This is a genomic window from Jidongwangia harbinensis, from assembly GCF_020216025.1.
GTDB lineage: Bacteria > Actinomycetota > Actinomycetes > Mycobacteriales > Micromonosporaceae > Actinoplanes > Actinoplanes harbinensis.
Genome location: NZ_JAIWNC010000003.1, coordinates 327,218 through 341,289 on the forward strand (window position 1 = coordinate 327,218; position 14,072 = coordinate 341,289).

The following is a 14,072-nucleotide window of genomic DNA, read 5'->3' on the forward strand; positions in this document are numbered from 1 at the left end:
TGATACGCCGCCAGAACGGAGTGTGTCTATACACAGGACTAGGAGTGACTATTCATTCAGGCTCAGAAGCGTCTCCAGGCGGCCCGCCTGCCGCTCCCAGCGCCACTCGCGTTCCACCCAGGACCGCCCCGCCGCGCCCATCTCCTTGGCCCGGACCGGGTCGGCCAGCAGGTCCACGATGCGGCCGGCGACGGCGTGCACGTCCCGGCCGCCCACCACGTACCCGGTCTCGCCCTCCCGGACCGCGTCCGGTGCGCCGCCCGAGTCGCCCGCCACCACCGGCAGTCCGGTCGCCGAGGCCTCCAGGTAGACGATGCCGAGGCCCTCGACGTCCAGGCCGCCGGCCCGGGTGCGGCAGGGCATCGCGTAGACGTCGCCGGCCGCGTACAGCGACGGCAGCTCGGCCCACGGCACCGAACCGGTGAACACCACGTCGGACTCGACGTCGTGCTCGCGGACCAGCCGTTCCAGCTTCGGCCGGTACGGTCCGCCGCTGCCCAGGAGCAGCGCGGCACCGGGCACCCGGCGGCGGATCAGCGGCAGCGCCCGGATCAGCATGTCCTGGCCCTTGCGAGGGACCAGCCGGGACACGCACACGATCACCGGGCGGCCGGTGAGGCCGTACCGGCGGCGGATGTCGGAACCGTCGACGCCGGGGTGGAACGCGTCGACGTCCACGCCGGGCGGCAGCCGGTGCAGGTCGGTGAGCCCGTGCAGCGCGCGGTCCAGCCGGACCCGCTGATAGTCGGTGAGGTAGGTGACCACGTCGTTGCCGCGGGCGATCCGCCGCAGCGCCTGCCGGGCGCCGGGCAGGGCCGCCCAGCCGATCTCGTGCCCGTGGGTCAGCGCCACCGCACGGCGGATGCCGGCGGTGCGGCGCAGGCCGTCGGCGAGCAGGCCGAGCGGAGCGGCGGCGCCGAACCAGACCCGGTCGCAGTCGTGCGCCCGGGCCAGCTCGGCCGCCCGGCGCGCCACCGCGGGCGTGGGCAGCAGCACCGAGGTGTCCTCGCGGACCACCTCGAACGGCTGCTCGGCGTCGAACGCGGCGGCACCCTTCCAGGTGGAGGCGTAGACGACCACGGAATCCGCCGGCTGGCGCACCGCGAGGTTGTGCACGAACTGCTGGATGCCGCCGGCCCGGGGCGGGAAGTCGTTGGTGATCAGCAGGGTGCGGCCCATCAGCGTTCCCCCCGGGCGTACGCGCGGGCGGCGGCCATCCGCTCCACCGTGGACGGATGCGAGGCGAACAGCGCGTGCTCCCAGGCCGGGGGGTCGGGATCGGAGAGGTTCACCGTGCCGAGCCGGCGCTGCATCGACTCGAACGTCGCCGGGTCACCGGTCAGCGCGAGCGCGTGCGCGTCGGCGCGGGCCTCGATGCGCCGGGACACGAACGCCTGCGCCGGCCCGGACACCAGCCCGGCCACCGCGACGACCGCGAGCAGCAGCCCGATCGCCCGGGGCTCGCCGATCGACGAGACGCCGGCCAGCCGCAGCAGCGGCGTCCACGCGCCGAGCAGGTAGAGGAAGACCACGGCGGCGGCCGCACCGAGCGCACCGATCGCGGTGCTGATCAGGACGTCGTTGTCCTTGGCGTGGCCCAGTTCGTGGGCCACCACGGAGGCCACCTCGTCCGGCGTGGCCTCGGTCAGCATGGTGTCGTAGACGACGATCCGCCGGGTCGGGCCGAAGCCGGACACGTACGCGTTGACCGCGCGGGTGCGGCGGGACGCGTCCGCCACCAGCACGTCGCGCACCGGCACGCCGTCGCGAGCGGCCAGCGTCATCAGTTCGGTGCGCAGGGGACCCTCCGCCATCGGGGTGAACTTGTTGAAGATCGGCTCGACCACCACCGGCAGCACGAACGACAGCAGCACCACCAGCGCGGCGGCGCCGGCCGCGCCGAACGCCCACCACCAGCGCGGCGCCAGCCGGATCACGGTGTAGAAGCCGAGCAGCGCGAGGCCGCCGATCACCGCGCCCACCGCGTAGGACTTGGCGACATCGACCGACCACGCGCCCCAGCCCTGGGTGGAGATGCCGTACCGCACCACGACGGTGTGCCGCCACGCCGCCAGCGGCAGCGTGAGCACCTCGACCAGCAGCACCACGGCCAGCCCGCCGAGCACCGCCTGTGCGATCCAGTGGTCGCCGAACGGGCGGCCGGCCAGCGACACCAGCCGGGCGCCCAGCGGGGTCAGCCCGAGCAGCAGCGCCGCCGCCAGGCCGAGCACCATCGCGCCGTAGGAACCGGGGCGCAGCGCGGCATGGAAGGCGCGGGCCCGCTCGACCTGCTCGCCGGGCAGCTGCCCGAGCGCGGCCAGCTGGTCCGGGCGCGGGGCGGGCGGCCGGTGCCACGGGATCAGCGCGACGGCGAGCACCACCAGGACCACCGCCAGCACGCCGAGGGCGCCGCCGGCCCAGAGCCGTGGCGTCATGTCCCCTCCTCCCGCACCGCGTCGTGGTCCGCTCGCGCGATCATCCTAGAGACGCCCGGCCTCACGCCACGTGGCGGCGGCGCGGCAGCATCGGCACCGCGACCGGCGGCGCCGGCGTCTCCAGCAGCTCCACGTCGAACCCGGCCAGCTCGAACGTCTCGATCGCGCGCAGCTCGTTGGGGGTGAGATCGGTGATCCCGTCGTGGGTGTCCAGCAGCGTGCTGACCAGGCATCCGCGACAGTCATCGGCCCGCTCGGCGCAGCGCCCGCAGTCGATGATCATGGCTCCTCCTCTGCCTGGCGGACGGCCGCGACGTCAACGGGGGAAGCACCGTCGCGAACCGACCACCATCGGTGACAGTCACGCTAAGGAGGGGGTACGACAAAATCAGGAGCGGCTGAGCCGGCGCAGCAACGAGTCGGCGCCCATCGGGTACGCGCCGTGCCGCCGTACCCCGTCCGCGACCTCCCGGTCCGACGAGATCACCACCAGCGGCCGGCCGGCCGGTTCGGCCCGGACCAGCTGACGGATCAACTCGTCCGCGGTGTCGCCCTTGCGGGAGAACAGCACGCGTACCCCGCGCGGGGCCGGCGGCAGGCCGTGCACCCGTTCCGCGCCGTCGAACACCACGGTCACCTCGTCGCCGGTCTGCGCGGCGATCCCGCCCAGCCCGGTGACCAGGCGTTTGCGCTGCTGCTCCAGCGACATCTCGGCGAAGCCGCGCTTGGTCACGTTGTAGCCGTCCACGATCAGGTGCGCCCGGGGCAGCGCGAGCAACTGGTCCAGCCGGGCCGGGTCGTCGGTGTCCTGCGCCCGGGCCCGGGACCGTTCCGGCGTACCGGGGCGGTCCGCCGCGGTGTCCGCCACGAAATCCGCGGGCAGCTTGTCGGCCGGGCCGAGCGCCAGCTCCCGGCGCAGCCCGGACGCCGCCTGGCCGATCGTCTCGAGCAGCAGCCAGAGGCGGGCGTCGTCGACCGCGCGGGCGTCCTTGGCGGTCTGTTTGCCGGTGGCCGCGGCCGCCTCCGCCTCCGCCAGCCGGGTCTTGAGCCGGCGTACCTCGGCCTCGTGGTCCGCGGTGGCCCGCGCGGCCCGACCCTTCTCGGTGGCCAGCAGGTCGGCGGCCCGCTTCTGCGCGGCCAGCGCCTCGCGCAGCGCCTTGCCGGTGGACCGGGCCTCCTCACGCAACTGGCCCAGTTCCTCGCGGACCCGGGCCAGCTCGTCACGGAGCTTGTCGGCCTCCACCCGGGCCACCGCGCGGTCGTGTTCAGCCCGGGCGGCACGCTGCTCGGCCTCGCGGATCAGGTGCGCGACCGCGGCGCTGTCCGCCTCCGCGCGGACCGCCTCCCCGGCCGCACCGACCAGGTCCCGCCAGCCCTCCGGACGGGCCAGGTAGGCGATCGCGGCGACCTCCACCGGATCGGCCGCGGCCGGCGCCATCCCGCCCACCACGGCGGCGCCCAGGTCGCCGGTGTCGGTCACCACCCGGGCGCCGATCCGCTGCCGGAACAGCGGGTCCGAGGCGAGCTGGGCGGCCACCGCGGCCCCACCCAGGCGGGCCCGGCGATTCGGTGCGAATCGGGCGACCCGCCGCAGCGGAACCGGGATCTCGTCGCCGGCCAGGCCGGGCAGAGCGGCCGCCGCGAGCGCCGTGACCCGCTGCCGGACCTGCTCGGGCAGGGTCGGTTCGGGCACCAGGTCCACGTCGGCAGCCGCCTCCTCGGGGAGGTCGTCTTCGAACGGCGCAGGCGCGGACATGAATCCATTCTCCCACCGCACCCGGGTGAACAGCCCGTGGACGTAGGTGATCTTTTGGCCGGCCCGGGAAACCGCCCGGACGGGCCGTCGCGGAACTTTGTCGTACCCCCGTCCTAGATTGCCCGCCGTGGCACAACCGGCATACGTCCAGGGCACTCTGGACACCCTCCTGAGCGCCGACGGCTCGGTCGACCCGGCGGCGTTGTCCCTGCGGGACACCACGTTCGTGGTGCTCGACCTGGAGACGACCGGCGGCGCGCCGGACGGCGGGGGGATCACCGAGATCGGCGCGGTCAAGGTGCGCAGCGGCGAGGAGCTGGGCGTCTTCGCCACGCTGGTCAACCCGGGCGAGCGGCTGCCGCCGTTCATCACGGTGCTGACCGGCATCACCGAGGCCATGCTGGCGCCGGCCCCGCGGATCGAGACGGTGCTGCCCAGCCTGCTGGAGTTCCTCCGCGGCGCGGTGCTGGTGGCCCACAACGCGCCCTACGACGTGGGGTTCCTCAAGGCCGCCTGCGCCCGGCACGGCTACCCGTGGCCGCAGATCCGGGTGCTGGACACCGCGGCGCTGGCCCGCCGCGCGCTGACCCGCGACGAGGTGCCGAACCGCAAGCTGGCCACGCTGGCCCAGTTCTTCCACGCCCGGGTCCAGCCGATCCACCGCGCGCTGGACGACGCGAAGGCGACCGTCGACGTGCTGCACGGCCTGATCGAGCGCCTGGGCAGCTTCCGGGTGCACACGCTGGGCGACGCGGCCGAGTTCGCCAAGGCGGTCACGCCCACCCAGCGCCGTCAGCGCCACCTGGCCGACGGCCTGCCGCACGTCCCCGGGGTCTACGTGTTCCGCGCCGCCGACGACCGCCCGCTCTACGTGGGTACGTCGAAGGACATCGGCACCCGGGTCCGCAGCTACTTCACCGCCAGCGAGAAACGGGCCCGGATCTCCGAGATGCTCGGGGCGGCCACCCGGGTGGAGGCGGTGGAGTGTGCCCACTCGCTGGAGGCGGAGGTCCGCGAGCTGCGCCTGATCGCGGCGCACGCGCCGCCGTACAACCGCCGGTCGAAATATCCGGAACGGGTGGTCTGGCTGAAGCTGACCGCGGAGGTCTACCCCCGGCTGTCGGTGGTGCGCGCGCTGGCCGACGACGACGCCACCTACCTGGGCCCGTTCTCCTCCCGGCGCACCGCCGAGCTGGCCGCGGCCGGGGTCTACGACGCGGTGCCGCTGCGCCAGTGCACGCACAAGCTCTCGGTCCGGACGATCACGCCGGCCTGCGCGCTGGCCGAGCTGGGCCGGTGCCCGGCACCCTGTGAGCACCAGATCAGCCCGGAGGAGTACGCCGCCCGCGCCGCGATCCCGTTCCGTACCGCGACGGAGGGCGACCCGCGGCCGATCGTGGACGCGCTGCTGGCCCGGATCGAGGTGCTGTCCGGGCGGCAGCGCTACGAGGAGGCCGCGGTGGTGCGGTCCCGGCTGGTCGCGCTGCTGCGCGCCACGGTGCGGATGCAACGGCTGGGCGCGCTGACCCGGCTGCCGGAGATGGTGGCGGCCCGCCGGGACCAGATCGGCGGGTGGGAGATCGTGGTGGTCCGGCACGGCCGGCTGGCCGCCGCGGCGACCTCGCCGCCGCGCCAGCACCCCCGCCCGACGCTCGACATGGCCCGGGCCACCGCGGAGACCGTGCGGCCCGGCCCGGGGCCGGTGCCGGCCGCCTCCGCGGAGGAAACTGAGCGCATCCTCGCGTGGCTCGAACGCCCGGACACCCGTTTGGTGGAGACTTCCGGCGACTGGGTGTCACCGGCTCGTGGCGCCGCGCGGTTTTCCGACCTGCTCACCAGGGCGGAAGCCGCCGGATCGGCACGAGACTCGTCCGTTCGCTCATCGGTAACTGACCGTTCGGATGACGCTCGCTCGCTTAGGCTGTAAGGCAACGCGAGATGATTGTCGGCAAGCCGACGATCTTGCGGTGGCACCGCATCACAAATGCGGACGAACGGTGAGGGGGTGTCCGAGTGGACGTCGACGCCGGTCACGGCGCCGCACTCGGCCGTGCCCCGTCCACCGCGCCCGCCGAGATAACGCTCTCGCAACGTCTGCGCTCCTTCCTCAGCTTCCAGGGCAACGACGACGACCCGGTCACCACGCTGACCCGGACCCACCGCGGCATTCATCCGTCGGCCGACGCCGCGGTGCTGCGCCGGGGGTACGCGATCGCCGAGAGCATGCACCGCGGTCAGATGCGCAAGAGCGGTGACCCGTACATCACCCACCCGCTCGCGGTCGCCCAGATCTGCGCCGAACTCGGCATGGACACCACCACGCTGGTCGCGGCGCTGCTGCACGACACGGTGGAGGACACCAGCTACACGCTGGAGGCGCTGCACGGCGACTTCGGTCCCGAGGTGACCCACCTGGTCGACGGCGTCACCAAGTTCGACAAGGCGTTCTACGGCAAGGCCGCGGAGGCCGAGACCATCCGCAAGATGATCGTGGCGGCCGGCAAGGACGTCCGCGTACTGATCATCAAGCTCGCCGACCGCCTGCACAACATGCGCACGCTGGGTGCCCGCTCCCCCGCCTCCCGCGCCCGGATCGCCACCGCCACGCTGGACGTGCTGGTCCCGCTCTGCGACCGGCTGGGCATCCAGGCCCTCAAGCGCGACCTCGACGACGTGGTGCTCTACCACCTGGAACCGGACGCGTACGCGCGGATCGAGGAGCACGTCCGCAACCGTCCCGGCTGGGGCGAGTACCTCGCCGACGTGACCGCGAAGGCCCGCGCCGCGATGCGGCGCAGCAAGGTGGACGCGGAGGTGACTCCGCGACCCCGGCACTTCTACTCGATCTGGAAGGACACCGTCGCGGGTGGTCATAAGGTGCCTTTCGACCTGCCCCGCATCGCGGTCATCGTGGACGGCCCGGACACCGACTGCTACGCCGCGCTGGGCGCGATCCACGGACAGTGGCGGCCGGTCGCCGGACGCTTCAAGGACTTCATCGCCTCGCCCAAGAACAACCTGTACCGCTCCCTGCACACCACGGTGGTCGGCCCGGACGGCCGCCTGGTCGAGGTGCTGATCCGCACGGACGCGATGCACCGCTGCGCGGAGTACGGCGTGGCCACCAACTACCGCTACCCGCGCAAGTCCTCCGACGCCGGCGAAGCCCCCGGCTCGGACCAGCTCACCTGGCTCAAGCGGGTGCTCGACTGGGAACAGGACACCACCGACTCCACCCAGTTCCTCGCCTCGCTGCGCTGCGACCTGTCCGAGGCCCAGATCCAGGTGTTCGCGCACGGTCACACGTTCGAACTGCCGGCCGGCTCCACCCCGGTCGACCTGGCGTACGAACTGAGCCCGGACAAGGGCGACCAGTGTCTCGCCGCCACCATCAACGGCCGCCTGGCACCGCTCAGCTCGCAACTGCGCGACGGCGACGTGGTGGAGATCTTCACCGAGAACGACGGGCACGTCGAGGTCGAGCCGACCGCGCCGCGCGGCCCGCGCCGGGAATGGCTCGGCTTCGTCAAGTCCAGCCAGGCCCAGATGCAGATCAACCGGTACTTCGCCGAGGACAACGAGCCCGGCATCAGCATCGCCGACAAGGTGAAGCTGGGCCGCGCCACCATCGGGCTGACCCTGCGCAAGCACGACCGCGGCCTGGCCAGCGAGGTGCCGCTGCGCCGCCTCGCCGACGACCTCGGCTACCCCGACCTGGAGACCATGCTGGTCGCCGTGGTCGAGCGCAACCTCGACCCGGACGTGGTGGTCGAGCAGCTGATCGCGCTTGTCGACCACCCGGACTGACCCGGGAGCATCCCCCCGATAGCCTTGCGGACGTGAAACTCCCCCGGCGCTGGCGCGGATACGCCTATCAGATCTTCTACCGGCTGCCGGTCCCCGCCCGCCGTAACCTGGTGCGCCTGATGGTGCCGAAGTACACGGTCGGCGCGGTCACCCTCGTGCTGGACTCCGAGGCCGCCGACCCGGGCCGCCTGTTGCTGCTGCGCCAGCCGCCCGGCCACGCCTGGGGCCTGCCGGCCGGCCTGCTCAAGCGGCGCGAGAATCCGGCCGTCGGCGCGGCCCGCGAACTGCACGAGGAGTCCGGCGTCGCGCTGGCCCCGGAGCAACTGGAACCGGCCACCCCGAACGCGGTGGTGCACCTCAAGGGCTGGGTGGACATGGTCTACCGCGCCTCGGTGCCGTCCTCGACGACGACCCTGGCCGTGGACGGCGGCGAAGTACTGGAGGCGGGCTGGTTCCCGCTGGACGACCTGCCACGGCTCACCACGCCCACGGCGGTGCTGCTCGGCATCTACGGCATCGGCCCGCGGGCCGGCGGCGTGGCCCCGGGGCGGCCGTGACGGCCGTGTGCGCGGTGGTGCTCGCCGCGGGTGAAGGACTACGACTCCGTCCGCTGACCGAGCTGATGCCCAAGTCGTTGTGTCCGGTCGGCAACCTCCCGCTGATCGACCACGCCCTGCGCCGGGTGGCGGGCCTCGGCTTCGCCCCGGACGCGGTCGCGGTGAACGCCGCCTACCTGGCCGACCAGGTGGTACGGCACGTCGCCGGGCGCGCCCACCTGTCGGTCGAGCCGGACGGCCCGCTCGGCACCGCGGGCGGCCTGGGCCGGCTGAAGGGCTGGATCGACGGCCGCGGAGCGCTGGTGGGCAACTCCGACGCGTACCTCGCCGATCCGCACCGCGGGCCCGGCCCGGACGTCGCGGCCCTGCTGGACGGCTGGAGCGGCGAGACGGTCCGGATGCTCACGCTGCCGGTCCTGCCGGGCGACGACGGCTTCAGCGGGCGGCGGTTCGCCGGTTTTTCGCTGATCCCCTGGCGCTACCTGCGCGACCTGGCGGCCCAGCCGAGCGACCTGGTGCGGCTGGTCTGGCGGCCCGCGGAACAGGCCGGGGAGCTGGAACTCATCGGGTACGACGGCATCTACCTGGACACCGGCACGCCCGCCACCTACCTGGAGGCGAACCTGCACGCCGCCGCCGGGACGACCGATCCCGCCGCGACGGTCACCGGCCACGCCGAGGACTCGGTGGTCGGCGCGGGCGCGGTGGTGGCCGGCCGGGTGACCCGGTGCGTGGTGTGGCCGGACGCCGTCGTCGCCGCGGACGAGGACCTGACCGACGTCATCCGCGCCGGCCCGGACCTGACGGTCCCGGGTCGCTAGCATGAACCGATCACAGCCTTAAGGAGCGCCCGTGAACACCGCGATCGTGCACATCGACTGCGCCACCGACTCCATTCCGGAGGTCGCCGAGGCGCTGGCCGCCCTGCCCGGCGTCAGCGAGGTCTACTCGGTGGCCGGCAACGTGGACCTGATCGCGGTCGTCCGGGTGCCGCACTTCGACGACATCGCCGAGGTGATCGCGGGCCGCATCTCGAAGACGCCGGGCGTGCTCAACACGGAGTCGCACATCGCGTTCCGGGCGTACTCGCGGCACGACCTGGAGGACGCGTTCGCGATCGGGCTGAACGACGCCGACTGACCGCCACGACGTGAAGAAGGGCCCGCCTGGTCTCAGGCGGGCCCTTCTTGCGCTCGCTGCGTCAGCGACCGGTGGTGATCTCCTCGCGTTCCTCGCGCGGCGACACCGGCGGCATGCCCGGCGACACCGGGGCCTCGCTCGGCTTCTCGATCGGGAAGAAGAAGCCCTTGATCGCCGGCGCGAGAGCGCCGAGACGGTTCATCTTCTTCGGTACGACCCAGCCGGCGTACTCCAGCGGCAGCGGGTGACCGTGGTCGTCCACCGGGCCCAGCGGCTGGTGCACCTCCACGAACTGGCCGTTCGGCAGCCGCTTGATGATGCCGGTCTCCACCCCGTGCGCCAGCACCTCGCGGTCGTGCTGCTGCAGCCCGAGGCAGAGCCGCACGGTGAGGTAGTACGCCAGCGGCGGCAGGATCACCAGGCCGATGCGGCCGGCCCAGGTCATCGCGTTCAAGCTGATGTGGAACTTGTCCGCGATCACGTCGTTGCCGCCGGAGATGGTGGCGATGATGAAGAACGTGAACGCCATCGCGCCGACGCCGGAGCGTTCCGGGTTGTCCCGGGGGCGCTGCAGCAGGTGGTGCGAGGCCTTGTCCTTGAGCCGTCGCGCCTCGATGAACGGATAGAACATCGGCACCGTGGTCAGCGCGCCCAGGCCCACCACGGCGGGCCAGAACAGCGGCGGGATGACGTAGCCGTCGCCGATCGGCAACGTGATCTCCCAGGCCGGCATGAGCCGGACCAGCCCGTCCATGAACATGACGTACCAGTCGGGCTGGCTGCCCGAGGACACCTCGGCGGCGCGGTAGGGCCCGAAGATCCAGATCGGGTTGATCTGGAACAGGCCGGCCATCAGCGCGACGACGCCGAACACCGCCATGAAGAAGCCGCCCTGCTTGAGCGCGTACCGCGGGAACATGCGCTCGCCGACCACGTTGGCGTTGGTCCGCATCGGGCCGGGCCACTGCGTGTGCTTCTGCTTGAACACCAGGCCCAGGTGGACGCTGATCAGCGCCAGCAGGATGCCCGGGATGAGCAGCACGTGCGCGATGTAGAAGCGCCCGATGATCAGGTGGCCGGGGAACTCGCCGCCGAAGACCGAGGCCGACGCCCAGGTGCCGATCACCGGGATGGAGAGGAAGATCGCCGAGGCGATCCGCAGGCCGGTGCCGGACAGGCCGTCGTCCGGGAGCGAGTACCCGGTGAAGCCGGCCAGGAAGCCGAGCAGGAACAGCGCGACGCCGATCGCCCAGTTCGCCTCGCGCGGCTTCCGGAACGCGCCGGTGAAGAAGACCCGCGCCATGTGCACCACGATCGCCGCCATGAACAGCAGCGCCGCCCAGTGGTGCATCTGCCGCATGAACAGACCACCGCGCACCTCGAACGAGATGTTCAGCGACGACTCGTAGGCGGCGGACATCATGGTGCCGCGCAACGCGGAGTACGAACCCTCGTACGGCACCTCCTTCATCGACGGGTCGAAGAAGAGGGTCAGGAACGTACCGGTGAGCAGAATGATGACGAACGAGAACAGTGCGATCTCGCCCAGCAGGAACGACCAGTGGTCGGGGAAGACCTTGTTCAGCAGGCCCCGCAGCGGCGTGGCCGCCTGGAACCGGTCGTCCACACCCTTGCCGACGTTGGCAGGAACCTGCGCGACATCGAACTTACGACGTTTCATGGCCGCTCCCAGAAGTCGGGGCCGACGGTCTCCCGGTAGTCCGAACTTGCCACGAAGAACCCCTCGTCGTCCACCTCGAGCGGCAGGGCGGGGAGCCTCCGGCTGGCCGGACCGAAGATGGGTCGGGCGTTGTCGGTGATCAGGAACTGCGACTGGTGGCACGGGCAGAGCAGACGGTTGGTCTGCTGCTCGTACAGGCTGGCCGGGCAGCCGGCATGGGTGCAGATCTTCGAGTACGCGACGTAGTTACCCCACATTACGCCCTGGTTGATCCGGTCCGCGTCCAGAGCCGCGCGGGCCTTCTCCGCGTCACCACCGCGCAGGTGGATGAGCAGCGTGGGCGAGTCGGCGTACTCGTTGGTGGCGCCGTGCGGCACGCCGGGGAACACGGTGATCTGACCGCCGACGCTGACGTCGTCCGGCCGGATCGGGGAACCGTCCTCGCGGGTGAGGCGGATCAGTTCGCCGTCGCGGGGCTTGAACCCGGTGGTGAACAGCATGGGGTCGTCGTCGCCGTGCGGGTTCTGGATCATCCCGCCGACCAGCGGCGCCACGGCGACCAGGCCGAGCGGGGCGAGCCCCAGCGCGATCGCGCCCTTGAGCAGCGGGCGGCGCTGCACGCCCAGCTCGTCCACCACGTACGCCATGGTCTGGCCGGCGATCAGCCGGTCGTCGTCGCTGGACGGCGCGTGGTGCCGGTCCTGCACCGAGACCTCGTGCGGGAGCAGCTTCTTGGCCCAGGTCAGGATCGCGAAGCCGAGCGAGAACAGGGACACGCCGAGCGTGACGCCGAGCAGCACGGTGTAGTAGTCGCTCGAGGTGTTGCCGAGTTCGAACTTCCACGGCCACCAGATGTAGAAGCCCAGGAAGGCCAGGGCGGCTGCGCCGGAGAGCAGGAAGAACAGCGCGATGGTACGGACGACGCGCTTCTCCGCCTTCGAGTTCGGCGTCGGGAACTGAGACTCGTACGTGACGATCTCGATGTCGTCCCGGCGGGCGCCCTCACGGACGATCTCGAAACGGCTGAGCCGCGGATCCTGCACGTCGACCGGCTTCGTGCCGGCGCCGTGCGCCCCTTCCTTCATGACCGTCATGACTTCCCCGCAATCCACAGCGACGTAAAGACCAGGATCGTGATGCCCACCAGGAAGATGGCCAGTCCTTCGGTCACCGGGCCGTACCGTCCGAGGTTGAACAGACCACCCGGATCCTTGTCCTGCTGCAGCTGCAGCGTGACATACGTGATGAGCTTGCGCTTCTCGTCCGGGGTGAGCTGGTTGTCGCCGAACACCGGCATGTTCTGCGGGCCGGAGAGCATCGCCGCGTAGATCTGCTCGGCGGTGGCGTCGTGCAGGGACGGGGCGTACTTGCCCGAGGACAGGGCGCCGCCCGCACCGCCGAAGCTGTGGCACGAGGTGCAGTTGATCCGGAACAGCTCGCCGCCGCGGGCCAGCGCCTCCGGGTCCTCCGCCAGGTCGACGGTGAGCTCGCCGCTCGGCAGCTGCGGGCCGCCGCCCAGCTCCTGCACGTACTGCGCCAGCTGCTTGGTCTGCGCCTTGTCGAACTGCGGCGGCTTCTCCTCCGCCTGGGCCTCCTGCCGGGCCATCGGCATCCGGCCCGTGCCCACCTGGAACTCCACCGACGCGGACCCGACGCCGATCAGGCTGGGGCCGCGTCCCTCGACGCCCTGGGCGTTGGCACCGTGACAGGAGATGCAGCTGTTGTCGAAGAGGGCCTTGCCCTCGGCCGCGGCCGCGGACAGCTGGGGGGTGTCCTTGGCGAGCGCACCCGGCGCGAAGGCGGTGTAGACGCCGCCCGCGAGGGCGAGCGCGGCCGCCATGCGCACCACCGCGCCGACGCGCCGGCGCAACCGGCTCGGCGCCGACCGTCGCCGGCGGAACACCCTGAAGCGCCGGCCGGCTGGGGTGTCAGAACTCATGGGCTGTCCTCTTGGATTTGACCTGACTCACGGACGAACGGGCGACAGCCCACGGTTACTGCAGCCAATAGATCATGGCGAACAGCGCGATCCACACCACGTCGACGAAGTGCCAGTAGTACGACACCACGATCGCCGAGGTGGCCTGCGCCGGCGTGAACCGCCCCATGGTGGTGCGGATCATGAAGACGATGAAGGCGATCAGACCACCGGTCACGTGCAGGCCGTGGAAGCCGGTCGTCAGGTAGAACATCGAACCGTACCCGTCGGCGTTGATCTTGATGCCCTCGTGCACCAGCTCGCGGTACTCGTTCGCCTGGCCGAGCACGAAGATCAGGCCCATCACGAACGTGATGGCGAACCAGCGGCGCAGCGCGAAGACGTCGCCCTTCTCCGCCGCGAAGACGCCGAGCTGGCAGGTCACCGAGGAGAGCACGAGGATCACCGTGAAGGTGGTCGCGTACGGGATGTTGAGGTGCTCGGTGTGCCGCTCCCACATGCTGTAGTCCGCCGCGCGGATCGCGAAGTACATCGCGAACAAGGCTGCGAAGAACATGAGCTCGCTGGAGAGCCACACGATGGTCCCGACGCTGACCATGTTGGGACGAGTCAGCGAGTGGATCCGGCTCTTGTCGATGGCTGAGGCCGCTGTCACGGCCTCATTATTGCCCCGCGATCAGGAGAACGTGCGCGGGGGGCCCAATCCGCGCGTCCCTGCGGCCCGGCATGATGATCTCCAGTGCGGTGCGCCTAGCCT

13 protein-coding genes are annotated in these 14,072 nt (G+C 71.7%); 5 read left to right on the forward strand and 8 right to left on the reverse strand.

The genetic code is table 11. The features are described 5' to 3' along the window. Positions 1-48: 48 nt before the first annotated feature. The 4 genes from LDL48_RS06265 to LDL48_RS06280 all read right to left on the reverse strand — a co-directional run bounded on the left by LDL48_RS06265 (position 49) and on the right by LDL48_RS06280 (position 4,191). Positions 49-1,179 (reverse strand): glycosyltransferase family 4 protein, encoded by a 1,131-nt coding sequence (locus tag LDL48_RS06265; RefSeq protein ID WP_225254025.1) that lies wholly within the window; start codon positions 1,177-1,179, stop codon positions 49-51. Beyond that, positions 1,179-2,435: a M48 family metallopeptidase gene (locus LDL48_RS06270; protein ID WP_225254026.1), complete on the reverse strand. Its 1,257-nt coding sequence runs from the start codon at positions 2,433-2,435 to the stop codon at positions 1,179-1,181. The genes LDL48_RS06265 and LDL48_RS06270 overlap by 1 nt, the downstream gene beginning before the upstream one ends. A 61-nt stretch (positions 2,436-2,496) precedes the next feature. After that, positions 2,497-2,718: a hypothetical protein gene (locus LDL48_RS06275; protein ID WP_225254027.1), complete on the reverse strand. Its 222-nt coding sequence runs from the start codon at positions 2,716-2,718 to the stop codon at positions 2,497-2,499. A 105-nt stretch (positions 2,719-2,823) separates the two neighbouring features. Continuing rightward, positions 2,824-4,191 carry an NYN domain-containing protein gene (locus LDL48_RS06280; RefSeq protein WP_225254028.1) on the reverse strand — a complete coding sequence of 456 codons (1,368 nt, stop codon included), beginning with the start codon at positions 4,189-4,191 and terminating at the stop codon, positions 2,824-2,826. A gap of 127 nt (positions 4,192-4,318) precedes the next feature. Between LDL48_RS06280 and LDL48_RS06285 the strand changes: the two genes are divergently transcribed. The 5 genes from LDL48_RS06285 to LDL48_RS06305 all read left to right on the forward strand — a co-directional run bounded on the left by LDL48_RS06285 (position 4,319) and on the right by LDL48_RS06305 (position 9,695). Further along, positions 4,319-6,118, forward strand: coding sequence for a DEDD exonuclease domain-containing protein (locus LDL48_RS06285; RefSeq protein WP_225254029.1), 1,800 nt, complete (start codon positions 4,319-4,321; stop codon positions 6,116-6,118). Between the two features lie 86 nt (positions 6,119-6,204). Then, the gene (locus LDL48_RS06290) at positions 6,205-7,998 is read left to right on the forward strand and encodes a RelA/SpoT family protein (RefSeq protein ID WP_225254030.1); all 1,794 of its coding nucleotides are present in this window, start codon (positions 6,205-6,207) and stop codon (positions 7,996-7,998) included. Between the two features lie 32 nt (positions 7,999-8,030). Beyond that, positions 8,031-8,555 carry an NUDIX domain-containing protein gene (locus LDL48_RS06295; protein WP_225254031.1) on the forward strand — a complete coding sequence of 175 codons (525 nt, stop codon included), beginning with the start codon at positions 8,031-8,033 and terminating at the stop codon, positions 8,553-8,555. Then, on the forward strand, positions 8,552-9,376 hold the full coding sequence (locus tag LDL48_RS06300) for a sugar phosphate nucleotidyltransferase (RefSeq protein WP_225254032.1): 825 nt from the start codon (positions 8,552-8,554) through the stop codon (positions 9,374-9,376). The genes LDL48_RS06295 and LDL48_RS06300 overlap by 4 nt, the downstream gene beginning before the upstream one ends. 31 nt (positions 9,377-9,407) lie before the next feature. Further along, entirely contained in the window at positions 9,408-9,695 is a 288-nt protein-coding gene (locus LDL48_RS06305; RefSeq protein ID WP_225254033.1) for an Lrp/AsnC family transcriptional regulator, read from the forward strand. Positions 9,696-9,756: 61 nt separating this feature from the next. Here the strand turns inward: LDL48_RS06305 and qcrB are convergent, their stop codons facing one another. The 4 genes from qcrB to ctaE are packed head-to-tail and all read right to left on the reverse strand — an operon-like array spanning position 9,757 to position 13,970. Continuing rightward, positions 9,757-11,376: a cytochrome bc1 complex cytochrome b subunit gene (gene qcrB / locus LDL48_RS06310; RefSeq protein WP_225254034.1), complete on the reverse strand. Its 1,620-nt coding sequence runs from the start codon at positions 11,374-11,376 to the stop codon at positions 9,757-9,759. Beyond that, positions 11,373-12,470, reverse strand: coding sequence for a cytochrome bc1 complex Rieske iron-sulfur subunit (qcrA, locus tag LDL48_RS06315; RefSeq protein WP_372472051.1), 1,098 nt, complete (start codon positions 12,468-12,470; stop codon positions 11,373-11,375). The genes qcrB and qcrA overlap by 4 nt, the downstream gene beginning before the upstream one ends. Continuing rightward, positions 12,467-13,315 (reverse strand): cytochrome bc1 complex diheme cytochrome c subunit, encoded by an 849-nt coding sequence (gene qcrC / locus LDL48_RS06320; protein WP_225254035.1) that lies wholly within the window; start codon positions 13,313-13,315, stop codon positions 12,467-12,469. The genes qcrA and qcrC overlap by 4 nt, the downstream gene beginning before the upstream one ends. 55 nt (positions 13,316-13,370) lie before the next feature. Next, positions 13,371-13,970, reverse strand: coding sequence for an aa3-type cytochrome oxidase subunit III (gene ctaE / locus LDL48_RS06325; RefSeq protein ID WP_225254036.1), 600 nt, complete (start codon positions 13,968-13,970; stop codon positions 13,371-13,373). Positions 13,971-14,072: the final 102 nt, after the last annotated feature.

What these genes read in the sequence shown, in the direction of transcription:
- qcrC (WP_225254035.1), bottom strand. Translation starts at nt 13,315, where the DNA reads ATGAGTTCTGACACCCCAGCCGGCCGGCGCTTCAGGGTGTTCCGCCGG.
- LDL48_RS06270 (WP_225254026.1), bottom strand. Translation starts at nt 2,435, where the DNA reads ATGACGCCACGGCTCTGGGCCGGCGGCGCCCTCGGCGTGCTGGCGGTG.
- qcrA (WP_372472051.1), bottom strand. Translation starts at nt 12,470, where the DNA reads ATGACGGTCATGAAGGAAGGGGCGCACGGCGCCGGCACGAAGCCGGTC.
- qcrB (WP_225254034.1), bottom strand. Translation starts at nt 11,376, where the DNA reads ATGAAACGTCGTAAGTTCGATGTCGCGCAGGTTCCTGCCAACGTCGGC.
- LDL48_RS06280 (WP_225254028.1), bottom strand. Translation starts at nt 4,191, where the DNA reads ATGTCCGCGCCTGCGCCGTTCGAAGACGACCTCCCCGAGGAGGCGGCT.
- LDL48_RS06265 (WP_225254025.1), bottom strand. Translation starts at nt 1,179, where the DNA reads ATGGGCCGCACCCTGCTGATCACCAACGACTTCCCGCCCCGGGCCGGC.
- LDL48_RS06275 (WP_225254027.1), bottom strand. Translation starts at nt 2,718, where the DNA reads ATGATCATCGACTGCGGGCGCTGCGCCGAGCGGGCCGATGACTGTCGC.